General features: G+C 54.4%; 20 protein-coding genes. 8 read left to right on the plus strand and 12 right to left on the minus strand.

Annotated features, from left to right (window positions below; translation table 11 throughout):
- Positions 1-219 precede the first annotated feature (219 nt).
- Both OZ656_RS03615 and glnA read right to left on the minus strand, forming a co-directional pair.
- Entirely contained in the window at positions 220-744 is a 525-nt protein-coding gene (locus OZ656_RS03615; RefSeq protein ID WP_273030132.1) for a DUF4124 domain-containing protein, read from the minus strand.
- Between the two features lie 196 nt (positions 745-940).
- Positions 941-2,344, minus strand: coding sequence for a glutamate--ammonia ligase (glnA, locus tag OZ656_RS03620; RefSeq protein ID WP_011784288.1), 1,404 nt, complete (start codon positions 2,342-2,344; stop codon positions 941-943).
- Positions 2,345-2,737: 393 nt separating this feature from the next.
- Here glnA and typA point away from each other — a divergent pair, with 393 nt between their 5' ends.
- From typA to OZ656_RS03645, 5 genes are all read left to right on the plus strand, one after another.
- Positions 2,738-4,549, plus strand: coding sequence for a translational GTPase TypA (gene typA, locus OZ656_RS03625; protein WP_379944957.1), 1,812 nt, complete (start codon positions 2,738-2,740; stop codon positions 4,547-4,549).
- A 119-nt stretch (positions 4,550-4,668) separates the two neighbouring features.
- On the plus strand, positions 4,669-5,631 hold the full coding sequence (gene pip / locus OZ656_RS03630; RefSeq protein WP_153741284.1) for a prolyl aminopeptidase: 963 nt from the start codon (positions 4,669-4,671) through the stop codon (positions 5,629-5,631).
- Between the two features lie 107 nt (positions 5,632-5,738).
- Positions 5,739-6,194 carry a D-aminoacyl-tRNA deacylase gene (dtd, locus tag OZ656_RS03635; protein WP_153741285.1) on the plus strand — a complete coding sequence of 152 codons (456 nt, stop codon included), beginning with the start codon at positions 5,739-5,741 and terminating at the stop codon, positions 6,192-6,194.
- Positions 6,195-6,684: 490 nt separating this feature from the next.
- Positions 6,685-7,683, plus strand: coding sequence for a porin (locus OZ656_RS03640; protein WP_264766303.1), 999 nt, complete (start codon positions 6,685-6,687; stop codon positions 7,681-7,683).
- Between the two features lie 95 nt (positions 7,684-7,778).
- Positions 7,779-8,639 (plus strand): CYTH domain-containing protein, encoded by an 861-nt coding sequence (locus OZ656_RS03645; protein ID WP_273030127.1) that lies wholly within the window; start codon positions 7,779-7,781, stop codon positions 8,637-8,639.
- Here OZ656_RS03645 and OZ656_RS03650 read toward each other — a convergent pair.
- Complete coding sequence (locus OZ656_RS03650; protein ID WP_273030126.1) at positions 8,616-9,809, minus strand: potassium channel family protein; 1,194 nt, start codon at positions 9,807-9,809, stop codon at positions 8,616-8,618. The two genes, OZ656_RS03645 and OZ656_RS03650, sit on opposite strands and share 24 nt — an antisense overlap.
- 80 nt (positions 9,810-9,889) lie before the next feature.
- Here OZ656_RS03650 and glnE point away from each other — a divergent pair, with 80 nt between their 5' ends.
- The 3 genes from glnE to OZ656_RS03665 all read left to right on the plus strand — a co-directional run bounded on the left by glnE (position 9,890) and on the right by OZ656_RS03665 (position 14,612).
- Positions 9,890-12,790, plus strand: a complete 2,901-nt coding sequence (gene glnE / locus OZ656_RS03655) for a bifunctional [glutamate--ammonia ligase]-adenylyl-L-tyrosine phosphorylase/[glutamate--ammonia-ligase] adenylyltransferase (RefSeq protein ID WP_286895099.1) — start codon at positions 9,890-9,892, stop codon at positions 12,788-12,790.
- Positions 12,791-12,869: 79 nt separating this feature from the next.
- Positions 12,870-13,793: a branched-chain amino acid transaminase gene (locus tag OZ656_RS03660; RefSeq protein WP_273030124.1), complete on the plus strand. Its 924-nt coding sequence runs from the start codon at positions 12,870-12,872 to the stop codon at positions 13,791-13,793.
- 102 nt (positions 13,794-13,895) lie between these two features.
- Positions 13,896-14,612, plus strand: a complete 717-nt coding sequence (locus OZ656_RS03665; protein WP_227548946.1) for a 3-deoxy-D-manno-octulosonic acid kinase — start codon at positions 13,896-13,898, stop codon at positions 14,610-14,612.
- Here the strand turns inward: OZ656_RS03665 and OZ656_RS03670 are convergent.
- The 9 genes from OZ656_RS03670 to OZ656_RS03710 are packed head-to-tail and all read right to left on the minus strand — an operon-like array spanning position 14,602 to position 23,583.
- A complete protein-coding gene (locus OZ656_RS03670; RefSeq protein WP_379944958.1) occupies positions 14,602-15,651 on the minus strand; it encodes a glycosyltransferase family 4 protein in 1,050 nt (349 codons plus the stop codon). The two genes, OZ656_RS03665 and OZ656_RS03670, sit on opposite strands and share 11 nt — an antisense overlap.
- Positions 15,652-15,704: 53 nt before the next feature.
- Positions 15,705-16,952 carry an O-antigen ligase gene (locus tag OZ656_RS03675; RefSeq protein ID WP_153741290.1) on the minus strand — a complete coding sequence of 416 codons (1,248 nt, stop codon included), beginning with the start codon at positions 16,950-16,952 and terminating at the stop codon, positions 15,705-15,707.
- On the minus strand, positions 16,949-17,956 hold the full coding sequence (locus OZ656_RS03680; protein ID WP_194841924.1) for a WavE lipopolysaccharide synthesis family protein: 1,008 nt from the start codon (positions 17,954-17,956) through the stop codon (positions 16,949-16,951). Before OZ656_RS03680 ends, OZ656_RS03675 begins: the two co-directional genes overlap by 4 nt.
- Before the next feature lie 20 nt (positions 17,957-17,976).
- Positions 17,977-19,005: a hypothetical protein gene (locus OZ656_RS03685; protein WP_228285539.1), complete on the minus strand. Its 1,029-nt coding sequence runs from the start codon at positions 19,003-19,005 to the stop codon at positions 17,977-17,979.
- Between the two features lie 48 nt (positions 19,006-19,053).
- On the minus strand, positions 19,054-19,917 hold the full coding sequence (locus OZ656_RS03690) for an aminoglycoside phosphotransferase family protein (protein ID WP_199452546.1): 864 nt from the start codon (positions 19,915-19,917) through the stop codon (positions 19,054-19,056).
- Positions 19,918-19,957: 40 nt separating this feature from the next.
- The gene (gene gmhB, locus OZ656_RS03695) at positions 19,958-20,512 is read right to left on the minus strand and encodes a D-glycero-beta-D-manno-heptose 1,7-bisphosphate 7-phosphatase (RefSeq protein WP_379944959.1); all 555 of its coding nucleotides are present in this window, start codon (positions 20,510-20,512) and stop codon (positions 19,958-19,960) included.
- Complete coding sequence (locus tag OZ656_RS03700; RefSeq protein ID WP_379944960.1) at positions 20,509-21,552, minus strand: glycosyltransferase family 9 protein; 1,044 nt, start codon at positions 21,550-21,552, stop codon at positions 20,509-20,511. The genes gmhB and OZ656_RS03700 overlap by 4 nt, the downstream gene beginning before the upstream one ends.
- Position 21,553: 1 nt before the next feature.
- Positions 21,554-23,002 (minus strand): bifunctional D-glycero-beta-D-manno-heptose-7-phosphate kinase/D-glycero-beta-D-manno-heptose 1-phosphate adenylyltransferase HldE, encoded by a 1,449-nt coding sequence (gene hldE / locus OZ656_RS03705; protein ID WP_379945200.1) that lies wholly within the window; start codon positions 23,000-23,002, stop codon positions 21,554-21,556.
- The gene (locus OZ656_RS03710) at positions 22,999-23,583 is read right to left on the minus strand and encodes an SIS domain-containing protein (protein WP_379944961.1); all 585 of its coding nucleotides are present in this window, start codon (positions 23,581-23,583) and stop codon (positions 22,999-23,001) included. The genes hldE and OZ656_RS03710 overlap by 4 nt, the downstream gene beginning before the upstream one ends.
- Positions 23,584-23,784 lie beyond the last annotated feature (201 nt).

Consider the following 23,784-nt stretch of genomic DNA (forward strand, 5'->3'; position numbering starts at 1 on the left):
AGGATGTACCCCTGCGGCTGCAAAAAGCGAACCAGTTTTTTGGCATCGGGTAGCCAATGGGCAAGGATCGGGCAGAACGGGCGCGGTAGCCGGTACGCGGTGCTGTAGCTTGGTGCAGTAGTGAACGGTCTGGCGACAGGCAGCCCGGATTTTGCCCCTTGGCTGCCCAAAGTATGGTCACAACATGGTGCAATTGCACCATGGTGGTGCAGATAAGATTTAGTTGAGAACGGATGGGCGGTGAATCGTGAAGGTAATTGAATTGCCGGATTTCACGCGTACTCCGTTTTCATCGACAATATGAACACTCGCATTGTGAGTGCCCCGGTCGATATTGCTGACGGCTACTGAGCCTGAGCTGCTTTGCCCGACCGGTTGTCCATCCAGGGTCACTTCAAATTTATGGCCCCGCTTCAGCGGTGGTGTACTTTGAACCTCGAAAGTGACGTTGCCGTTGCCGCTGTGAAAGGCCTGTTCATTGGCCGGATACTGGAATGAGACAGCCTGGTAGGCTGCGCCCTCACGTTCCACCCGCTCGCGGAGTTGTTCGGGTTCCTGAACCGCTTCCGGCTTGGGCAGGGTGATGGTGGTCACGGGCTTCACCTGGACTTCTTCACCGCCTTCCATGGGTTCGTCGGAAAAGCTGACGTTGCCATAGGCGTCAACGTGGCGGTAGACCTCGCTATGTGCTGTGGTCGAAGCCAGCATCAGCAGGCCAGCGGCGAGTACGAACGGTGCTTTCATGGCGGTAACCTGTGGTAATGAACTGCTTTGATTATCGATTGCGGGCAAGGTCATTTCAATGTTGTGGCCTGCTTCCTTGGTTACATATCGTTAAGGGCGTGGGTCTTGGTTCAGAACTGGGATTGAGGCCACAAAAAAGCCCCGCGCGGGGCGGGGCTTATGGCCTGCATAGTCTGCACCGAATTGGTGCGGAGCTTTAGCAGGAGTAGTACAGATCGAACTCGACCGGGTGAGTGGTCATGTTCAGACGCTCGACTTCGCCACGCTTCAGGTCGATGTAGCCTTTGATCATGTCTTCGGTGAACACACCGCCACGGGTCAGGAACTCGTGGTCTGCTTGCAGGCAGTCCAGGGCCTCGGACAGAGTCTCGGCAACCTTCGGAATGTTCAGGGCTTCTTCCTTCGGCAGGTCATACAGATCCTTGTCCATGGCATCGCCAGGGTGGATCTTGTTCTGGATACCGTCCAGGCCGGCCATCATCAGGGCGGCAAAGGCCAGATACGGGTTAGCGGCCGGATCCGGGAAGCGCACTTCAATACGACGAGCTTTCGGGCTGTTCACGTACGGAATACGGATGGAGGCAGAACGGTTACGGGCAGAGTAGGCCAGCATAACCGGTGCTTCATAGCCCGGAACCAGGCGCTTGTAGCTGTTGGTGGCCGGGTTGGTGAAGGCGTTGATGGCCTTGGCATGCTTGATCACACCGCCGATGTAGTACAGGGCTGCTTCGCTCAGGCCCGCGTAGCTGTCGCCGGCAAACAGGTTCTTGCCGTCTTTGCTCAGGGACATATGAACGTGCATACCGGAGCCGTTGTCACCCACAACCGGCTTGGGCATGAAGGTGGCGGTCTTGCCGTAGGCGTGAGCTACGTTGTGCACGCAGTACTTCAGGATCTGAACTTCGTCTGCCTTGCGGGTCAGGGTGTTGGCGCCAACACCGATTTCACACTGGCCAGCGGTGCCCACTTCGTGGTGGTGAACTTCAATTTCCAGGCCCATGGATTCCATGGCGGCACACATGGCGCCACGCAGGTCGTGCAGGCTGTCGACCGGCGGAACCGGGAAGTAGCCGCCTTTTACGCCCGGGCGATGGCCAATGTTGTTGCGGTCGAAGTCTTCGCCGGAAACCCACGCGGCTTCTTCAGAATGGATGTGGTAAGAAGCGCCTTGCATGTCCACGTTCCATTTGACGGAATCAAACACGAAGAACTCAGGCTCCGGGCCGAACAGAGCGCCATCAGCGATGCCGGTGGACTTCAGGTATTCTTCGGCGCGACGGGCAACAGAGCGGGGGTCGCGCTCATAACCCTGCATGGTAGAAGGCTCTACAATGTTGCAGGTGATGTTGACCGTGGTTTCTTCGGTAAACGGGTCCAGAACGGCGGTTTCGTCGTCCGGCATCAGGATCATGTCGGATTCGTTGATGCCTTTCCAGCCGGCAATGGAGGAGCCGTCGAACATCTTGCCGTCAGCGAAAAAGTCTTCGTCCGCCTCGGTGGCGGGCAGGGTCACGTGCTGCTCTTTACCACGGCTGTCGGTGAAACGCAGGTCAATCCACTTGACTTCGTGTTCTTTGATCAAATCAATCGTCTTGGACATTGTGCATGCTCCGTAAGGTTTTACATGTTCGTTGTGCCGGATCGTTCAGTGTTCTGAGGCCCGATCTTTTTTCAGGTCAGGGAAGCTTACCAGAAGCTTGTGGTCCTTACCTTCACTATGCGGCTGCTTTGGCATAAGCAATCGGCTTGCCAGTTTTTGTCGGCTGCGCCAGAACAGCGCAGCGACAAGGCTTTCGGGCTAATGTGGCGCAGCTTCCTGGCCGAAGACCATGCTTATTGCACCACTGCGGTGCACCATGGTGGTGCAAGTTCTCTGATAACGCATAATTATGGTGCAAGCCCAGATTGGTTACATATTAGGCACTAATCTTCATATTATCGCCATGGACTTTTCGATATACTGCGCGCCGCTAATTTCTTCAGGATACCCGTTGTGATTGATAAGCTTAGAAACGTTGCCATTATTGCCCACGTTGACCATGGCAAGACTACCCTGGTTGACCAGCTGCTGCGCCAGTCTGGCACGCTGGACCGGAAAGAGCTCGAAAACGAGCGTGTAATGGACTCCAACGACCAGGAAAAAGAACGTGGCATTACCATTCTGGCAAAAAACACTGCTCTAAAATGGAAAGACTACGACATCAATATCGTAGACACCCCGGGCCACGCTGACTTTGGTGGTGAAGTAGAGCGTGTAATGAGTATGGTGGACAGTGTGCTGCTGGTGGTGGATTCCATCGACGGCCCCATGCCGCAAACCCGTTTCGTGACTCAGAAAGCTTTCGCAGCGGGCCTGAACCCGATTGTGGTCGTGAACAAAATTGACCGTCCGGGTGCCCGCCCGGATTGGGTGGTGGATCAGGTGTTTGACCTGTTCGACAACCTTGGTGCCACCGATGAACAGCTCGACTTCCCGATAGTCTATGCCAGTGCGCTGAACGGCATCGCCGGCATGGATCATGAGAATCTGGACGACAACATGGACGCTGTGTTCCAGGCCATTGTTGATCATGTGCCAGCGCCTTCGGTTGATCTGGATGGCCCGTTCCAGATGCAGATCTCCCAGCTGGACTACAACAGCTTCCTGGGTGTCATCGGTATCGGTCGCATTATGCGCGGTAAAGTGAAGACCAACACCCCGGTGGTGGCTATCGGTGCCGACGGCAAGAAGCGTAACGGTCGTATCCTGAAGATCATGGGCCACTCTGGCCTGCAGCGTGTGGAAGTTGAGGAAGCCCAGGCTGGCGACATTGTGTGCGTGAGTGGTCTGGACCAGCTGTTCATATCTGACACTCTTTGTGATCCCTCCAACGTAGAAGCCCTTCCGGCGCTGACCGTAGACGAGCCCACCGTATCCATGACCTTCCAGGTGAACGATTCCCCGTTCGCCGGTAAAGAAGGCAAGTATGTAACCAGCCGTAATATCAAAGAGCGTCTGGAAAAAGAGCTGCTGCACAACGTGGCGTTGCGGGTTGAAGAAGGCGATTCTGCCGACAAGTTCAAGGTGTCCGGTCGTGGTGAGCTGCACCTGTCGGTTCTGATCGAGAACATGCGCCGCGAAAACTTCGAGCTGGCCGTAGGCCGTCCGGAGGTGGTGATCAAGGAAGTCGACGGCGAGAAGCAAGAACCGTATGAAAACGTGATCATCGACATCGAAGAGCAGCATCAGGGCCCGATTATGGAGCAGATGGGCCTGCGCAAAGGTGACATGACTAACATGATCCCGGACGGCAAGGGCCGTATCCGCCTGGAATACACCATTCCGGCCCGTGGCCTGATCGGTTTCCGGAACACCTTCCTGACCATGACTTCCGGTACCGGCATCCTGACCTCCACCTTCAGCCACTACGGCCCGGTGAAGATGGGCGACGTAACCAGCCGTCAGAACGGTGTCATCGTTTCCATGGCCACCGGTACTGCGCTGACCTATTCGCTGGAAACCCTGCAGAGCCGGGGCAAGCTGTTCCTGGACCCTGGCCAGGAAATCTATGAAGGCCAGCTGTGCGGTATCCACAGCCGTGATAACGACCTGGTGGTTAACCCCACCAAGGGCAAGAAGCTGGACAACATGCGTGCCTCCGGTAAGGACGAAGTGATCGGCCTGGTGCCGCCTATCAAGTTCACTCTTGAGCAGGCGCTGGAGTTTATCGACGACGACGAACTGGTTGAGGTAACGCCCAAGTCCATTCGTCTGCGCAAAAAGCTCCTGACCGAAAACGAGCGTAAGCGCGCTAACAAGAAGTAACTCTTCCGGGGCCAGGAAATCGTTGTGAGGCAGTAAACGCTTCCGTCTGTTTTCCTGGCCCCTGTATTTTCCTCGCCCGTCTCAGCTAGACTGCCGTTATCCCCGAAACGGAGTTTTCCATGCTGACCCTCTATCCTGAAATCGAGCCCTACGCACGCCACCGACTGGCGGTGGATCATCCCCATGAGCTGTACCTCGAGGAATCCGGCAATCCGGACGGAATTCCGGTGATTGTCGTTCATGGCGGGCCGGGTGGCGGTTGTGAGGATTACCACCGGCGCTTTTTCGACGCCGAACGTTTCCGGATTATTTTGCTGGATCAGAGGGGCGCCGGACGATCGACCCCGTTGGCCGAGCTGGAGGGTAACAGCACAGACAAACTGGTTGAGGATCTTGAGGCGGTTCGGCATTTTCTCGGCATCGATCGCTGGTTGCTGTTTGGGGGAAGCTGGGGCTCCACGCTAAGCCTGGTCTATGCCGAAACCCATCCAGACCGGGTTCTGGGGTTGGTGTTGAGAGGTATCTTTCTGTGCCGGCCCCAGGATATTCACTGGTTTTATCAGGACGGCGCCAGCCGGGTATTCCCGGATTACTGGCAGGACTACCTTGCCCAGATTCCGGAGGTGGAGCGGAATGATATGGTGTCGGCCTACTACCGGCGCCTGACCAGTGCCAATGAGCTGGTGCAGATTCAGGCCGCGAAAGCCTGGTCCGTCTGGGAAGGGCGGTGCGCCACATTGCATCCCAATCCCAAAGTAGTAGAGCATTTTGGCCACCCTCATGTGGCCATCGCGCTGGCCCGGATTGAATGCCACTATTTCATGAATCATGCGTTCCTTGAGCCCGACCAGATCGTGCGTGATGCCTCGCGGCTAAAGGACATTCCGGGCGTGATTGTTCACGGCCGCTATGACATGGTTTGCCCGCTGGATAATGCCCTCGCGCTGAGTAAGGCCTGGCCGGAGGCGGAATTTCAGATTATCCGGGATGCTGGCCACTCGGCATCCGAGCCGGCAATTGTGGATGCCCTGATGCGGGGCGTTGAGAATGTGGTTGCCAGAAGTCTTCCCTCTGTTGGCTGAGAATGCGACTTTTTATTGATCTGACAGGGTTGCGGTGGTCTTGCGGGCTCTATACACTTTTCGCGTTTCAGAAATTTAACCCTCGGTGTTAACGCTCAAGGGAATGAATGAAAGGACTGATCCAGCGCGTTTCGGAAGCCAGTGTAGCCGTGGATGGTGAAACGATTGCCCGTATTGGTCCCGGGTTGCTCTTGCTCCTCGGCGTAGAAAGGAACGATACACTGAATGAGGCAAAGGAACTGTGCCGAAAAATCCTCTCCTATCGGGTTTTCCCCGATGAGCAGGGCCGGATGAACGTGAATGTTCAGGATGCCGGTGGCTCATTACTTGTAGTCCCTCAGTTTACGCTTGCTGCTGACACGTCCTCTGGCACGCGCCCGGGTTTTTCCCTGGCGGCCGCACCGGAGCTGGCGAACCGGCTTTATGGTGACTTTGTGGCTGAAGCAAGTAGCCAGCTAGGCGTCGAGCGTGTAGGTACGGGGAAGTTTGGTGCAGATATGAAAGTGGCACTGATCAATGATGGCCCGGTTACCTTTATGTTGGAGTCTGCCCGGAGAGGGTAGTGCACAAAAATGTGACGCAGTTGCCAACAGTGCCTCACGAAAGTGCGTGATTTGGGGTATTGTTTTGTGGCCTCAGAATGTGAAGGCCTCGGTTGGAAGGTAACCGGTTGTTTTGTGGATTTTTTTCGTTATCTGGCCCTGAATTTGTTGTGGAAACGGGAGAGGTTGTTAGTCCAGGCTGATCTAACGACAAAGGTTACGAATGCAAATGGGGCTAAAAAATGGCCATTAAAAATTTGCAAAAAATGGAACATTGTATTAAAGCAGGTTCATCACGCAGAGCTTTAATAAAGCTGTGTAAGTGGTTGAGATCTAAGGCAAGCGTGCTTGTCTTATAAAAAGAAGAAAAGCTGTTCCCACAGGAATGACAGGGGCAGTCAGATACCCGGCAGGCAGAGCCAAGCGTTGTGCCGGCCAATAAAAATCGGGATTTAGACCCGTCGAAAACCTGAGTTAACTCAAAAAGGAAGACGCAACATGAAAAAAAACGATTCTTGCTTCTGCTATTGCAGCTGCAACCTTCTCTGGCGCTGCGCTGGCAGAGCCTACTCTGTCTGCTTCCGAGCTGGCGGCGAAGATGGATTCCATGCCGAGCGTGTATGGTAACATTCAGTACGTTGTGACCCACGCAAACGTAGACGGCGGTGGTTCTGCTCTCGAGCACGCGGACAACGGCTCTACCCTGGGCGTTAAGCACGATCACGAAATTGCCCCGGGCGTCACGGGTTTTTTCAAGCTTGAGCTTGAGGGTATCAACGCTGACGATAAAGGCAGCAGCAGCGGTATTGATAAGCTTGACGAGGCTTACGTTGGTATTAAAGGCGACAGCTTTGGCCAGGTTTGGGTTGGTTCCGACGATTCAGTATACGAGAGCGCCATCGTAAAGATTGGCAACTTCCATGAAGTTGGTTCTGACATCTTCGGCAACTACTCCACAGGTGAAGGTGATCTGGTTCAGTATATGTCCCCGTCCTTCGGTGGTTTGACTTTGGCTGCTGCTGTACAGGTTAATGGTGACAATGATACCAAGGGCGGCAACGACAAGTCTTATCCTTACCAGTTGGTTGCAACTTACTCGGTCGATGCGCTTGAAATCTCCGCAGGTGTTGATTCAAATGACGGTGGTAGTGCGTCCGACAACAACGAAAACAGTTATGGCTTGAACGTTACTTACAATGCTGGTGACTTTAGCCTGATTGGCGAGTATCAGACCCGTAAAGACGTCAATGACATCATTGGTGTGATGGGCGTCTACACCATGGGCAAGAATCAGTTCGCCCTTTCCTACCAGATGCTTGATGACGATGCTTCTGGTGACAAGAACGACACCATCATTCTCCAGGCTTTGCACAACCTGTCTCACCACATGTATGTATACTTCGAAGGCTATCTGAGCAACGCTGACGAAGAGATCTACAGCGTTGAGAACGAGCCGGGCACTGGCGACGAGCAGTCCATCGCCGCTATCGGTGCTGTTTACTACTTCTGATCAGCTAACAAGCTAATCTAGTAGTTGTAAAAGCCGGTGACTCTGTCACCGGCTTTTCTGTTTTGGCAGGAAAAGAAATCATCAGGAGCGCTCCAGTGGCCACGGAACTTGAAGTAAAGCTGACCCTATCGGAATCCGCACAGTCCCGGGCCTTCGAGTGGCTCAAAGGTCAACCGGGTGCAAGCGAAGGTCCGGTTAAAACACTGGTCAATCGCTACTACGACACCCCGAATGCTGCGTTGAATCAGGTCCGTGCCGCGTTGCGAGTCCGTCAGGCCGGTGATCGCTACATCCAGACCTTGAAAACCCAGGGCGAGTTCGTAAACGGAGCCCATCGCCGCCAGGAGTGGGAGTGGGATCTGCCGGGGCCGGATCTGGATCTTGAGCTTCTGGAACAGACTCCGTTGAGATCTGAGGTCGACCTTGGCGAACTGGAGCTGGCATTCGAGACCAACTTCCAGAGGCGCATTATCATGCTGGAGCAAGCAGAGTCCGTCATTGAGGTCGCTCTGGACTCCGGTGAAGTGGTGGCAGGAAAGCAGGCAAGGCCCCTGCATGAAGTGGAATTTGAGCTCAAAGCGGGCGAGCCCACGGCTCTGCTTGAAAATGCCCGCGCTCTCGCACAAGCCGTTCCGGTATTTCTGAACCTTGTTAGCAAAGCCGAGCAGGGCTACTACCTTGCCGGAATCTACCGCCCGTCACTGGCATTGCCAGCTTCAGGATTCAGCTCGGTATCCTTTCTGCATTACTTGAGTCTGGCCTGGTTAACCGGTGATGCGGTGTGTCTGCCCGCAAGTGCGCTTGCGGAGATTGAGCAGCAGGCGGAAGCGGCCGGGCTATTGTCGCAGTGGAGGCCGGTAGCCAAGGCGCTGGAAGCCGGCATTGCCGTAGTGACCCTGGTTGAGCAATTTCCTGAGTTCGGTCAGTTACAGCTAGCGCTCGCTGCCGCCAGCTGAAAGGTTTTCTTCAGAGCTCTCGGTGGCGGCTTTCTGGTTTTGCTCGTGCATGGCACGCCACTGCTTGAGAAACTCCCGATACCGGTCAAGCGCTTCCTCTACCACTGACACCTCCGGCGTCTCGCTGGAGCGAACCAGAACAATCAGCCCCTTGCCCTCAACCTCGGCGTTGGTATCCGGGTGGCAGATGACTTCATTGTCGTGATCAATGTAGGCCAAGGCCGTTCCAATGCCGTGGCGGATCAGAGCACTGACAATATCCGCCCAGGTAAGGTCGTCGAGCTTGAGATCATAACGATGCGGATGATCTCGCTCGTAGTTGAACATGTCTTCCAGAACTTTTTCGGAACCAGGGGCAACCACGGAGCGAACCATGATTTCAGGGTAGGTGCGCACGGGGCGAATGGTGGTGCGAACGCCCAGTGCTTTGAATCTTGCACGGTTGTGGTCGCCGACACATTCAACGGTGGTTCTCCCGCCCAGATTGGATTCGGCCAGCCGGTGGGCAATATCGAAGGTCAGGCTGTCGGACATCGGGTCCGATTCATCCGCCGCCAGCACGATGATGTGCTTGGCGCTGCCGGCGTGCACGGACTTCAGAGCTTCCGGGTCGTTCCCTGCACCGTGGAAATGAACGACACCGCAGTCCGACAATTCTGCCGGCAGCCCTCCCGGAAATTGCCGCGTAAGCAGCATTATCGGCACCGTGTGGTACTCAGGGACCGAGCGAATCTGCGAGGCGAATCGCATGAAGTACTGCTCGCCGCCGCTTCGAGGGGTGTTGATGATGACAATGTGGTCTTTCATTTTGTAAATCCAGCGTCCAGTCAGTATGCGTTCTCTGCGGTAGAAACGGTATTCGATGTAATCACTGACGATCAGGGTCAGTAGCGTAATGGCGGAGATAAACATCAGCAGGATGGTGCTGATGCGGCCAACGGGCGTTACCGGCGAGTAGTCGCCATAGCCCACGGTAACCAGTGTCGTCATGGTGAGCCACACGGCTTCGAAGAATGAGAGCGGTTCTGCTGCCCAGAGGATCAGCGTATGTGTGACAACGAGTCCGCCGAGGATAGTAAAGAGTCGGTTTATCCGGCTTCGGATGAGCCCGCCCATAGGGAGGTGAGATTGGGTGTGCTCCGGATTCAGAGGGCGTCTATTTCGCATCATGGAGAGCGGGTGCCTGTTCAGTCCTTGGCGAGTTCGTTATACAGTACCTGAAATATATCAGAGAGACAGAGGGTTGCGTTATGTCTGAGCCATGGACTTCACTGCCGGGAGCGCTCAAGGAGGAGATTTCCGGATGCTGGCCATCGGTATTCCCGGAGGGTCTGCCCGGCTGGCTGGCCGGTGACCATGTCTCCGAGGCCGATGTGGCAGAGGCCATCGCTCGAAGCCTGTTTCTCCGGCAAACCCTTGAACGACATCCGGAGCAGATTCGGCCAGCCGTTGCTGCCCGGCCTTTGACTGAACCAACCACAGAGGCCTGGCTGGCTGATCGCTGGCGGGATTACCTCCAGAACGTTGACTCTGAACCGGCCTTGCATGCAGCACTTCGCCAGTACAGGCGGGAAGTGCAGTTCCGGATTATCTGGCGGGACCTTATGAAGTGGGCCGATTTGCATGAAACCATGGCCGCTACCAGTGCCTTTGCGGATACCGCCATTGATGGTGCCTTGAATTGGCTCTACGAGCGAGCCTGTGAAGAGTTCGGTACTCCCATGGGTGATGACCCGGTAACCGGGCAGGAGGCACCCCAGAAAATGGTGGTGCTTGGAATGGGCAAGCTCGGCGGCCGGGAGCTGAACGTTTCCTCCGATATCGACCTGATTTTTGCGTTTCCCTCAAAAGGCGAAACCCAGGGCGGCCGGCGTGCTCTGGATAATCAGCAGTTCTTTATCCGGCTTGGCCAAAGGCTGATTCAGGCGCTGGACCAGATTACTGCCGATGGCTTCGTGTTCCGGGTGGATATGCGCCTGAGGCCATACGGCCAGAGTGGCGCGCTCGCTCTTAGTTTTGCGGCCCTGGAAACCTATTACCAGGATCAGGGGCGCGATTGGGAACGTTACGCCATGGTCAAGGCCCGCGTTGTGGCTGGCGACCAGCGTGCCGGTGAGGTGCTGATGGCGAGCCTCAAGCCCTTTGTTTACCGCAAATACATTGATTTCAGTGCGTTCGAGTCGCTTCGTAGCATGAAAGAAATGATTAGCCGGGAAGTTCGCCGGAAGGGGCTGGAGAACAACATCAAGCTCGGCAGTGGCGGCATTCGGGAAATAGAGTTTGTGGTGCAGGCGTTCCAGTTAATCCGTGGCGGGCGTGATCGGGAGCTGCAACAGCGTGAGTTGCTCCAGATCTTGAAGGAGCTCGAGGAACTGGAGTTGCTTCCGTCCCGGGTGGTCAGCGAGCTGCGAGACGCTTATGTGTTTCTGCGCAATCTCGAACATGCCCTTCAGGGTATGGAAGACAAGCAGACCCAGATTCTGCCTGAGGATGCGCTCTCCTGCGCTCGGGTTGCTCGGATTATGGGCTTCGATAGCTGGGAAGACTGCCTGTCTGCGCTGGATGAACACCGAAGCCGGGTGGCTCGTCATTTTGCGGATATTATTGCTACGGAAGATCAGGATGAAGCTGATGAGAGCAGCGTAGACGACGGCTGCTACGAGTTGTGGTTATCGGAAATGGACGAAGCCGCTGCCGTGGGGTGGCTGGAGCAAAGCGGGTTTGAGGACCCGGAGGGCAGCTACAAGCGACTGGCCAGCCTGCGTGATAGCCGAACCGTGCAGACCCTGCAGACTCAGGGGCGCAAAAGGCTGAACCAGTTTGTGCCGCTCCTGATTAACGCCCTGATGGATGTGGAGAATCCTTCGGAAACGCTGGACCGTGTGCTGCAACTGGTTGAAGCCATTCTGCGCAGAACCGCCTATATGGTTCTGTTGATGGAAAATCCCGGAGCCATGACGCAGTTGGTGCGGCTGTGTAGTGAAAGCCCCTGGATTGCTCGCCTGCTGGCGGATACGCCCTTGCTCCTGGACGAACTTTTGAATGCGGAGAGCCTATACAGTCCGCCGGCCAAGGAAGAGTTGCAGGATGATTTGCGTCAGCAAATGCTGCGGATTCCGTATGAAGATCTGGAAGAGCAGATGGAGGCTCTGCGTTACTTCAAGAAGGCCCATGTGTTGAGGGTGGCGGCCTCAGAGTTAAAGGGCACGCTGCCGCTGATGAAAGTGAGTGATTACCTGACCTGGATTGCCGAGGTGGTGCTGGATCATGTGGTGGATGTGGCGTTCTCGAATCTGGTCAGCCGGCACGGTTACCCGCGGTGCGCCGATGGCTCCGCCTGTGATACCGATTTCGCCATCATCGGTTACGGCAAGCTCGGCGGTATCGAGCTGGGCTACACCTCAGATCTGGATCTGGTGTTTGTGCACCAGGCTGATCCTCAACTGGCCACCGATGGCGACAAGCCTATTGATAACGCCGTGTTCTATACCCGGCTCGGCCAGCGAATCGTGCACATTCTCAGTACCCAGACACCCTCCGGGCAGCTCTACGAAGTGGATATGCGATTGCGCCCCTCGGGTAACTCCGGCTTGCTGGTGAGTACCTTGCAGGCGTTCGAGAAATACCAGCAGGAGGATGCCTGGACCTGGGAGCATCAGGCGCTGGCCCGCGCCAGGGGAGTGGCAGGCTGCGACGATACGCTCAAAGCGTTCGAGGATATTCGCCACCAGATACTGTGCCGACAACGGGACAAGGCGTCGCTTCGGCAGGAGGTGGTCGATATGCGTGAGAAAATGCGCAGCAACCTCGGGACACCCGCAGCCCGGCAGAATGACGTTTTCCACATCAAGCATGACAACGGTGGCATCGTAGATGTCGAGTTCATGGTGCAGTACCTGATGCTGGCTTGGTGTCCGGAACACCCGGAGCTGACCCAGTGGAGTGATAACATCCGCCAACTGGAAGAATTAGGCCGCGCAGGCGTTTTGCCAGTTGACGACACTGAGCGGCTACGGGAGGTGTTCATCACACTGCGCTCCACCATCCACCGCAGAGCTTTGCAGAACCTTAACAGCCAGGTCGAGGGCGGAGCCTTCACGGAAGAGCGTGACTACATCCAAAGTATGTGGAAAAAAGTCATGGTTGAGTAGCAAGCTAAATTTATTTCGGGCAGCGTTTGCTGCTAGAATGCCAGTTCCCCGAAAACCGCTTACTCAGGAGCAGAACAGAATGTCGATGGCTGATCGCGATGGCCTTATCTGGCTGGATGGTGAAATGGTTCCCTGGCGGGAAGCCAAAACCCACGTCCTCACCCACACCCTGCACTATGGCCTGGGTTGCTTTGAAGGTGTGCGTGCCTACAACACCGCGAATGGCCCGGCGATTTTCCGCCTTAAAGAACATACCGATCGGCTGTTCCGCTCAGCGCACATCCTGAACATGAAGATGCCGTTCTCCAAGGACGAGATCAACGAGGCCCAGCGAGCAGCGGTGCGGGAAAACAATCTCGATGAGGCTTATCTGCGCCCGATGGCATTTCTGGGCTCTGAGGGCATGGGTCTGCGTGCCGACAATCTGAAGGTGCATGTGATGGTTGCGGCCTGGAGTTGGCCGTCTTACATGTCTCCGGAAGCGAAGGAGCTGGGCATCAAGGTGCGCACCTCGTCCTACACTCGCCACCATGTAAACATCACCATGTGCAAGGCGAAGGCCAACGGTAATTACATCAATTCCATGCTGGCCCTGAATGAAGCCATCTCCGGTGGTGCCGAGGAAGCGCTGCTGCTGGATAACGAGGGCTACGTGGCGGAAGGTTCCGGTGAGAACATCTTTATCGTGCGTGATGGTGTATTGCACACCCCCGAGCTGACTTCCTGCCTGGAAGGTATCACCCGTGCCACTATCATTGACTTCGCCAAAGACCTGGGCCTGGTGGTGAAAGAACGCCGCATCACCCGCGACGAAGTGTACATTGCCGAAGAAGCCTTCTTCACCGGTACCGCCGCAGAAGTACTGCCCATCCGCGAACTGGACGGCCGCCAGATTGGCGAAGGCAAGCGTGGGCCGATTACCGAAAAGTTGCAGAGTATGTATTTTGATGCGGTGAAGGGGAAGCTGGCTGCGCATCAGGAGTGGCTGACGGCAGTTCGCTAACCGGGTAATCGTGCTCGATCAGTGTAGAAGCCGCCCCAAGTTTTCCGTGGGGCGGCTTTTTTATTAAAGTTGTTGGTGAATGGCCTTGTGAGAGGTTCAGTGGTGGGCTCAGATACGGAAGTGCACATAAAACGCGATGGCATCAACGCACTGGTGGTGCCTGAGTGGGCAGAGCAGTTCGACCCTGATTGGTTTGACCCTGATTATTGGGGTGAGCGCGCGGTGCCGGTTTCTTCGGGGGGGCGTGGGAGCGCCTGGTTTATTGAGCGCAGCCCGGAACATTGGGTGCTTCGCCATTACCGTCGGGGAGGATTGGTCGGAAAGCTGATACGTGATCGGTACCTATACGCAGGCGAGGTGCGCGTGCGCGCGTTCGTTGAATTCCGACTGTTAGTCCAGCTCCGTGTTTTGGGGCTTCCTGTTCCTAAGCCCGTGGCTGTTGTGTACCAGCGCAAGGGGGTACTTTACTCCTCGGCCATTATCATCGAACGCTTGCAAGGTGTTCGCCCATTAGGGGATGTTGCTCTGTCCCTGGACGCAACCCGTTGGCGCGAAATCGGGCAAGTGATTCGTCAATTCCATGATGCGGGTTTGTATCACGCGGATTTGAACTGTTTCAACATCCTGGTCGGAGAGACTTCAACCCACCTGATAGACTTTGATAAAGGTGAGCTGCGCTCCCGAACCCCTTATCGGACTTCCTGGAAAGGTAATACGCTAGATCGGTTGAAGCGTTCCCTGAATAAGGCTTATGGCGAAGAGCTGGAGCGTGAATGGCAGTTTTTCCTTGAGGGGTACAACGCCTCCACTAACGTTTGATGAGAGAGCTCAATAGATCCGCCATAGCCTGTTTTTGGTTTACCATTGAATACTGTTGGGCAAGACTTGCCGCCGCCTGACTAGCTCGCTTTCCTGCGTCAGGGTCTGTCAGCATGTTCTGCGCGGCTTTACCCCACTCCTCCAGGTTGTAGCCACTGATTACCTCTGGCACTGAGTGATCCTGCATCAACTCAGCGACGCCGACGTTGTCACTTGCGATTGTAGGCACTCCACAGGCCAGCCCCTCCAGAACTACACGGCCATATTCTTCCAGTAAGGCGGGGAATATGTGCAAATCCAAGGCATGAAACAGTTCGTGGACGTTTGGTACCGGGTCGATAAATCGAATCCGGGACTGCAGGCCGTTTACTGATATCTGGTCGGCAAAACGAGTACTGTTGGATTTCCCCACGACAAGGAATTCAATCGGAAAGGATGTGTTTGCTGCAAGAAATCCGGCGACCTCCAGAAAGAAACGAACGTTTCGTTTGGTAAAGTCTCCGGAGGTGATCAGTCCAACAACCTTGGATGTTTCAGGGAGCTGCAGTTCTCGGCGAGCTTTACACCGGAGTGCTTCTTTGTCAGACACGTTGAACAGACTGGTGTCAACGCCCTGATAGAAAACTCGTAGTTTGTCGTTGGGCACTGAATATCGCTGCTGGAAATCATCGGCCATAAGCTTGGAGTTGGTGATGAGCGCCCGATAATCTCCTGCCGAGATGACGGAGTCATGGAATGCTGCAACATCAAGTTCAGGTGTGCCGCATGTTTCTTCATGCAATCTGACACAGTTGTGCATCACCAGGATGTCATTGCTGTGGCTGTCACCATGACTGAAAAAGAGGTCGTAGGGGTTTGCTCTCAGCCAGTGTTGTACACGCTTATCAAACCAGGTTCGGCGATAGGCGCCTTTGATGGGCCACCGCATGATGCGAACAAAATCCGCTCCACACTCATCCAGGATTTCCCGGTTATAGCGTTCTGCAATAATCGTAATGTCATAGCCCATAGCCTTGAGGTACTTGCAATGTTCAATCACGCACCTAACCGCACCGGTGTGTCTTTGGATTTGTCTGATAGCGATGATGGCTCTCAATGTGGACGCTCCCTATAGGTGTTACAGATGAACCAGGCTGCGACAGCATAATACAACCCAAAGTTCTGAAGAATTCTCCTCTGATCAAACAGAGTGATGGTAAGTCCAAAGAAGATGAACGATAGAAAAATCACAGCCAGCGTAACACGCAGAATATGGTGGTTCAGATGGCTGCCAGGGCGAGGTGTGGCCAAGTAGAACAAGGGAAGGGTCAGAATCAAAAGTAGAAGAAACAGACCTATCAGGCCGTGAGAGGCAAGCTGATACAGGTATTGATTGTGTGGCTCGGAAGAGAAATCTGACATGAGTGGTTTTAGTTGCCCTTCGGAAATCCGGGTCAGGATTTCCGTTCGGTATCCCGAGAAACCTGAGCCAATAAAAGGGGCCTCGGTGACAACGTTCATCGCGGCATCCCACATGAGTAGGCGCATTCCCATGGAGGTATACATCTGACCTTCTGAGAACTTATCAATCTCATTCAGGGTTAACTCGTATCGTTCGGATATTGGGTCAACAAATTTGACTGAGACGATGGCAACCGAAGCGACGAGAGCGAGTGTAATGACAAAGTAACGGATTTGGTTTCGGGTAACACTGAACCAGAATCCAATGGCGAGAAGTGCCAGAAACAAAGCAACCAGGCCGCCCCGGGATCCGGACTCCATAAAGGCTATCAGTGCGCCAACACTTCCCATCGCGGCTATCACATACCAGTGACGCTTGCTCTGGGTGAGTAATCCTCCAACGCAGAGTATCAAGGTAATAAGGGCGATATTGCCAAAATGGATGGCATGAACCAGTCCGTCTAACCTGCCCTCGCCGTCGTGCACAATCCAATACGCCAGAAACACCAGACCGCTCAGCGAAAAACTCAGTAACAGATCCTTTGCCCGGAACCGCGCGTGAAACAGGAGTGCGATGACAGGAATGCTGATCAAGAGCAGGGCGTGTCGCTCCACACGGGATTTTGCGAAATCGCTGGGATCAACGAGCCAGTAAATAATGATTGACCACATAAAGAAGAGAAAAGGTGCGGCAACGAATAGCAGGGCCTTTGGTTCAAAGCAAAGTCTCCTGCGAACGTTGGCGCTGATCGCAAATGAGACGATTCCGGCGAGCCCCAAAAGATACCAAAGGGCACTGCCGTATCCATCAACGATGACGCTGAGTGCAGGGAAGGTGCCAATGACGATAAGCAGTAAATACTTGAGGGCGGATGCCAGGCCATGTTGTGCTGGGGTCATTTGATGCCGCCTGACTCACTGCTGCGTCTGTTTTTGTAGAGCTTGACGATGGTCTCCAGCTTGACAGGATGCACATGGACCAAGCGTTTCAGAAACAGGTTTGCCTTCACTGAAGCCGGTGCTTTAGGGAAATCCGGGTCGCAGTAACGGCGATAAATCTCTTGCCACTCCCAGTGTTGCCACTGGGCGCATTGCCCTTTGGTACGTGAGATTCGGGCGGTTCCGAGAAACTTCTGGCAAAGCCCCAAGCCGAGGTCGGCAGGGGAGGCTATTACCAGGTTGTTGGCGAAACAAAGGTCAGACTGCTCCAGCCGGCTGGCTGATCGATCAAGTAACTCGTTGACATGTATTGAAGTGTCAAATTTCTGCAGGGCCTTTATCCAGAACATCTGAGTGCAATCGGGCGGATAACTTTTGTACAGGGCACCTTCATTATCGTGAATAGGGTCTTGGGCATCCTCAAAAAGATCGAGATCCCAAAGGGTTCTCAGGTCTTCGGTTAAGCCAAAATAGAAAAAGTCAGAGAGATGGAAGGGTACCCGGAATCCTTTAGCGTACTGTCTGGTGAATACGTTTGAGACGACAACTCTCTCTTTCAGAAAGCAATGCGTTGAGGTTCTTTTGGGGTATTCACGTTGCAGAGCTACGAAGTTGTTTCCCGTCAGATAGTTGTCACTACGTAATTTGACCGCGTATTTCGTGGTGACCTCTCTCAAGCCCTCACGTGTTGATACTATCTGCCTGTTATTGTTGAAGCGATGTGGCGCGCCGTCCCTTCCAAAAAACCTGACATTAGACCCGGGATCTTCAGATATGACGAGCCGATCGTAATCGAGCCCAGCGAGTTCCTGGCCGGGCCATGTTGAGAGAATCAGCGTGCTACCAGGAAGGTGCTGCCGAACTGACTCCAGGCATTTCTGGGTAATGCCTGGTTCTTGTTCACGGTCCTGAAAGCTCTGCACAGGGCCTTGGACAACCACGCTAATGTCAGAAAAGTCGCTCATTCGAATGCTCGTATCAGGTTTTATATGCCAATATCAAAGCCAATAGACTCTTCAAGCATTTCTTTTAGGTCGTCGCTATTACGTTTGATATTTATCGCGTCGCAGCTCTTGAAAGGGTTTGTTCGGGCGTAATCGTTGATTACGATTCTTCGGCCATGCACCAGGCCAAAAATAATATCGTCGTAAGGAATATTTAGGCGCTCAAGTTGCTTGATGGTTGCTTCCCGAAAGCTTTCCTTCCGCGATGTAGTGATAATTATCTGGACCTTTCCAGATTTGTGAAGTTTGTTCAGGACCTGAATGTTCTTTGTTATGCCATCGGTTTCACCCCAATACGGTGAGTTGTATTGAGCCGAATTCTCTACCAAGGTTCCATCAAGGTCTACGAAGAGCGTAGAGTATTGAGCCTTATATTGATTCCATTCGCGAATCGTTCCCCAGTCACAATAATCTTCACTATGCAGGGCGTTGAACGTATGGCCGTCCAGGAGCATCTGATAGATAATATTAGATATGTAAAGGTCGGGCGAGTCGCTGCTCAGCTTTTCATAAGTGTCCATAAAGGTTTGGGCTGACTCAAAAACGTAGCCTCCCACACAGAATGTTGAGCTAACGATCTTTTTCTCAACAATATTTTGCACAAAGCCATACTCATCAATGTCTATATAGCTTTTGTTTCGTGCATTAACGGTTTCTAGCTCGTGGAGGTCCAGACAGCAGACGTGGTTTCCCTCCTTAACGGGAGCAGAAAACTGGTTGTCAGAGTCTTTAATGAATATTGGACCGTTGATGCCCGCAGCCTTGAGTCCTTGATAAACCGTCTCGGGCTGGTTCCGTGTGCGTTCTTCCAGCATGATAAAACGAAGTTTGTCTCTGTGGCCAATTTCATCAAACTGAGTCTCAATCGCGACTCTTACGGAATGTTTGTCTTCATGCTCCTGTAAGCAGATCAAGTTGATACTTTCAAATTTATCCAGATCCAGTTTTTTGATTGCTTCAACAATCATCATGTGGCCCCTTGGGTGAGTAAGGAGCCATTTGGGTTTCATGTCTGGGAACCGTGATGAGCTTCCAGCAACTGGTAGAATTAGATGCATTTAGTCCTCCAGAGTCTTCAGGGATGTTTGAATGAAATTTAAAGTGGTTGTGTCGTTGGCGTATGGCAAAATTCTTAGAACGTTGACAGATTGGAGTATGTTGTACTCTTTCCCGGAGATTCCGAGAGCTGATAGCTTACGTTTTGCGAATATATCCAACTGCCGAAGCCCTTGGCAGACTCGAAGATGAGAGATCGGTTTTTTGGACTTGGTGAGAGACCAGTGAAGGTGCGTATCCTGCCGGAGCTTGACTAGGTCCATGATTGGGGAGTCGATATAGCTGTCCAGGAAATCGAATAGGCCGATGCAATTACCATTGGCAGAAAAAACGATGTTGGACAGGGTAAAATCGCCGTGACACCAACCATTCGGAATATTAATTTCTTTTTTTGTTAATCGGTCTCGCAATTTATTCCCGAAGAGCTGGTCGATCTCTTGTTTTTGAGGCTCCCCTGAAATGTTGCGAGAGATTTCATCCAGCTTTAACAAAGCCGACGTATTAACTGTTTGGTAGTCGGTTCGCAGGTTGTGATCGATGAAGCCTTCGATTGCTTTGATACTTTGCATTAACGCAGGTACGGAACAAACGCCAAGGAAGTCGATGAAGTTCAGGTAGGGTAGAAATTCCATTCGTGCGGAATAGAGGCCGGGATTATCCGCTTCATCATAGAGTTCTGGGACTATTATGGCAGGGTTCGTAAGTGCGTGTCGGAAGTCGTTTTGTTTGCGAATTTGTGCCTGGAGACGCGGAATATACGACGGGAGTGCGCATTCTTTTTCAACCATGATTCGCTGGTCATGAGTAAGCAGCCTTACGGTGCATCCCGAATTGCCAGAAATCTCAATTGAAGGCTGATGTAGCATTCCCGCTCCTTAGCTTTCTATTTGGTCTTATGTAATCACACTAGACCGATGATCTATCGTGGATAATCTGGTCAACATGCGTTAGCAGAGATAGTGAGGCCTCGTTGTTCGGCAACGTCACAAAGAGGCTGCCGGTCAACACCCTTACCTTTGTGCCGATACCGGCTCGTTCCGCTGCTGCAACGTCACTTGGTTTATCCCCGACCATAATGCACTCCGCCGGGTCCAGCTCAAACTCCTCAATCCCCCTCAATATCATCCCCGGCTTCGGCTTCCTGCAATCACAGTTCCTCTCATCTGCAGGCCCAAAGTCCGGATGGTGGGGGCAATGATAAACCTTGTTGATGGTCACACCCTTTTCTTTGAACCTCTCCACCATCCATTCTGTCAGCTCTTGGAATTGCTCTTCCGTGTACATGCCCCGGGCAATGCCGGACTGGTTGGTGACCACGATCAACAGGTAGCCCTGCTCTTGAAAGTGCCGGCAGGCCTCGAAAATACCGTCGACAAACTCGAAATCCTCTTTGCGGTACACGTAGCCATGATCCACGTTGATTACGCCATCCCGGTCCAGAAATACGGCTTTGTTGGTCATAGGTTCTGTTCCTTAATACAGCGGTTCAACATGCCAATAACCTGTTCCGTCGTGATGTTCTCCATCAACTCTTCGCCCTTGAGCCTTTGGCCCCAGCGGCTTTGCTCCGGTGTTTCCCCGCGCATCTGTTTCAGGGCGGGTGTGTAGGCGTCTACCACGTAGTTTTGCCAAAGGTAGGGGCCGGTGCGTTTCGGGTTGCTGTGGGCATAGAGGCCAATAACCGGCGTGCCGGCGGCAACGGCCATGTGTGCGGGGCCGGTGTCTGGTGCCAGTACAAGGCTTGCTTCGCCAATCAGGGCGAACAGCTGCTTCAGGCTCGACAGGCCAACCATGTTGCGTATGGGGTGTTTGGCGTGGGCCTGAATGTTGGCAGCCAATTCCTTCTCACGCTCTCCCGGGCCGCCACAAAGATAAACCGAAAAGCCCAGGCTGGCGGCGTGGTCGGCAACGGCCGCGTAGCGCTCAGGCAGCCAGTTCCGCTCGGCGTTCGAGGCGGCGGGGGTGATGATCAGGTGTTTGCGGGTACCGGGGTCGAGCTGGGTTTTGGCCCAGTCCCGGTCTTTCGCATTCACCGGAATGTTCCAGGCGGGGGCTTCAAGAGGAATGCCCAGCGATTTCTGGAACTGTCGAAAATTATCTAACACATGCACCTTGTCGGTCGGCTCAACCCGTTCGTTGATAAACAGGCTGTGCAGCTCTTTGCTTTTGGCTTTGTCGTAGCCGATTCGTCGCTTGGCGGAAATACACAAGCTGGCGAGATTCGCTCTCAGGGCGACTTGCATGAGTAGAAGGGCGTCAAATTGTTTGCCCTGGAGCTGGCGTCGAAGGTTGCGGTACGCGGCCATGCCCTGCTTCTTGTCAAACACGACAAAGTTGACGCCGTCCATGCCCGCCATCAGTGCGGCTTCAGCCTTGCCGATCACCCAAGTGATCTCAGCTTCCGGGTAATGCTGCCGGATAGCATGAACTACTGCAGCGGCGTTGCAGGTGTCACCAATGGCCGACAGGCGCAGCAGGCAGATGGAGCGTGGCGCAGACAAATCAGCCTCGAACTTTCTTGATCAGCCCGGTGGTGGAACGGCCTTCAACCGTGGGCAGAATGGCAACCTCACCGCCGTTTTCCTGAACAAAGTCCGCGCCGACGATGGTGTCGATTGAGTAGTCGCCGCCTTTGGCGAGCACCTGCGGGTTCACCCGTTTGATGAGTTGCTCCGGGGTGTCGTTCTCCTCAGTGTTGTCACCGAAGGGGATGACCCAGTCCACACAGGCCAGGGCGGATAGCACTTCCATCCGGTCTTCCAGCGAGTTCACCGGGCGCTCCTCGCCCTTCAGGCGACGCACGGAGGCATCGGAGTTCAGCCCGACAACCAGTCTGTCACCGAGCGCCCGGGCCTGGGCCAGGTAGCGCACATGGCCGGCGTGCAGGATGTCGAAGCAGCCGTTGGTAAAGACAATCCGTTCGCCCTGTTGTCGGGCGTAATCAATGTGCAGCAGGCTCTGCTCGACGCTGGGGTGGTAGCCGCTGGTCTTGGCCGACCACTGGTGGCTGGCGCGGGCAGCCAGTTCCTCCGGGGAAACGGTTGCGGCGCCTAGTTTGGCGACCACAATGCCAGCCGCAAGGTTGGACAGCCAGGCGGCGTCTTTCAGATCAAACCCGGCGCTCAGCAGGGTGCCCAGTGTAGCAATCACAGTGTCACCGGCGCCGGTGACATCGCTTACTTCCAGGACTTCCGCCGGGAAATGGTGGTGCTCCGTCGGGGTGATCAGACTCATGCCTTGCTCGCTGCGGGTCAGCAGCATGGTATCGATGCCCGCGTCGGCCAGCATGGCGCGGGCCGAACTCAGCATGGCGTCATCTGAGGAGGCATCTCCGCCGGCGGCCTTGAATTCACTCAGATTCGGGGTAATGACGGTTGCGCCACGATACAGGGAGAAGTCTTTGCTTTTCGGGTCCACCAGAACTTGCTTGCCGGCCTTTCGCGCAGCCTTAATCAAGTCGCCAACACAGGCGAGGGTGCCTTTGGCGTAGTCGCTGATGATGACGGTATTGTATTGCTCAACCAGTTCGCCGTAACGCTGCTTAATGCTTTCGGCCTGGGCGACGGGGAAGGTGTCTTCCATGTCGAGCCGAACCATCTGTTGATGGCGGGAGATGATTCTCGTTTTGGAAATGGTGCGTGCGTCGTCCAGTTCCAGGAGCTCGGAATGGACCTTTTCTTTGACCAGAAGATCTTTCAGCAAACGACCGTCTGTGTCGTTGCCGATGATGCCTAGAATGGCGGCCTGGCCGTCAAGGTGGGCAATGTTTCTGGCAACGTTGGCGGCACCGCCGGCCCGGTCTTCTGTGTGTGCGACGCGTACCACCGGCACCGGTGCTTCCGGTGAAATGCGGTTGGTGTCGCCAATGAAATAGCGGTCGAGCATGACATCGCCAATCACCAGCACAGAGGCGTTCTGAAGCTGGTCCAGCCGGGCCAGATCAAGCATCAGTCAAGGCCTCCGGACAGCACCACCTCATCCATCGCTTCACACAGCCAGTGGCCGATGAACATATGGGCCTCCTGGATGCGGGCGGTTTCGTCACTGTTGATGATGATGGACAGCCTGGCGATGTCTTTTACCTTGCCGCCATCCCGGCCGGTCAGAGCAACGGTTGCGGCGCCCATGTCGTTGGCAGCTTTCAGGGCCCGGTTGATGTTCTCACTCTGGCCGGAGGTGGACAGGCCGATCACCAGATCTTCAGGCTTTCCCAGGCCCAGAACTTGTCGCTCAAATACGGTCTCGAATTCGTAGTCGTTCGGGTGTGCTGTCAGAATGGACGTGTCTGTGGTCAGGGCGATGGAGGCCAGGGGGCCGCGCTCTTTTTTATAGCGGACCATGAACTCGGCCGCCAAATGCTGCGAATCTGCAGCACTGCCGCCGTTGCCCAAGAAAATGATCTTGCCGCCCCGTTTCAGGCTTTGGCGCGTCAGCTCCAACAGTTGCTCGACGGCTTCCTGGTGTTCTTCCATCACTGCAAAGGTTTTGCGGTGCCGTTCCAGGGTGGCGAGGTAACTGCTTTGCTGGGACATGTGAGCCTCCGGTATGAACAATCCCAAAGTCGACCCGGTGCGGCAGCACCAGTTCCAAACGCGAAGTGTACCATGGCCGCAACAGGCGTCCCATATGCTTTTTCACAGACTAACCGCCCGTTAATCCAGTGTTCATCATGGTTCTGGCCGATGGAGACTCGGGCTCTGGTTGTTTTAGGCAGGTACAAAAGAGGTTAGTAT

It is taken from the genome of Marinobacter sp. LM1 (assembly GCF_042763285.1).
GTDB lineage: Bacteria > Pseudomonadota > Gammaproteobacteria > Pseudomonadales > Oleiphilaceae > Marinobacter > Marinobacter nauticus.

Coding starts and splice junctions, on each gene's coding strand:
- OZ656_RS03615 (WP_273030132.1), bottom strand. CDS start 744: ATGAAAGCACCGTTCGTACTCGCCGCTGGCCTGCTGATGCTGGCTTCG.
- glnA (WP_011784288.1), bottom strand. CDS start 2,344: ATGTCCAAGACGATTGATTTGATCAAAGAACACGAAGTCAAGTGGATT.
- pip (WP_153741284.1), top strand. CDS start 4,669: ATGCTGACCCTCTATCCTGAAATCGAGCCCTACGCACGCCACCGACTG.
- dtd (WP_153741285.1), top strand. CDS start 5,739: ATGAAAGGACTGATCCAGCGCGTTTCGGAAGCCAGTGTAGCCGTGGAT.
- OZ656_RS03650 (WP_273030126.1), bottom strand. CDS start 9,809: ATGATGCGAAATAGACGCCCTCTGAATCCGGAGCACACCCAATCTCAC.
- glnE (WP_286895099.1), top strand. CDS start 9,890: ATGTCTGAGCCATGGACTTCACTGCCGGGAGCGCTCAAGGAGGAGATT.
- OZ656_RS03660 (WP_273030124.1), top strand. CDS start 12,870: ATGTCGATGGCTGATCGCGATGGCCTTATCTGGCTGGATGGTGAAATG.
- OZ656_RS03675 (WP_153741290.1), bottom strand. CDS start 16,952: ATGACCCCAGCACAACATGGCCTGGCATCCGCCCTCAAGTATTTACTG.
- OZ656_RS03680 (WP_194841924.1), bottom strand. CDS start 17,956: ATGAGCGACTTTTCTGACATTAGCGTGGTTGTCCAAGGCCCTGTGCAG.
- OZ656_RS03685 (WP_228285539.1), bottom strand. CDS start 19,005: ATGAAACCCAAATGGCTCCTTACTCACCCAAGGGGCCACATGATGATT.
- OZ656_RS03690 (WP_199452546.1), bottom strand. CDS start 19,917: ATGCTACATCAGCCTTCAATTGAGATTTCTGGCAATTCGGGATGCACC.
- gmhB (WP_379944959.1), bottom strand. CDS start 20,512: ATGACCAACAAAGCCGTATTTCTGGACCGGGATGGCGTAATCAACGTG.
- OZ656_RS03710 (WP_379944961.1), bottom strand. CDS start 23,583: ATGTCCCAGCAAAGCAGTTACCTCGCCACCCTGGAACGGCACCGCAAA.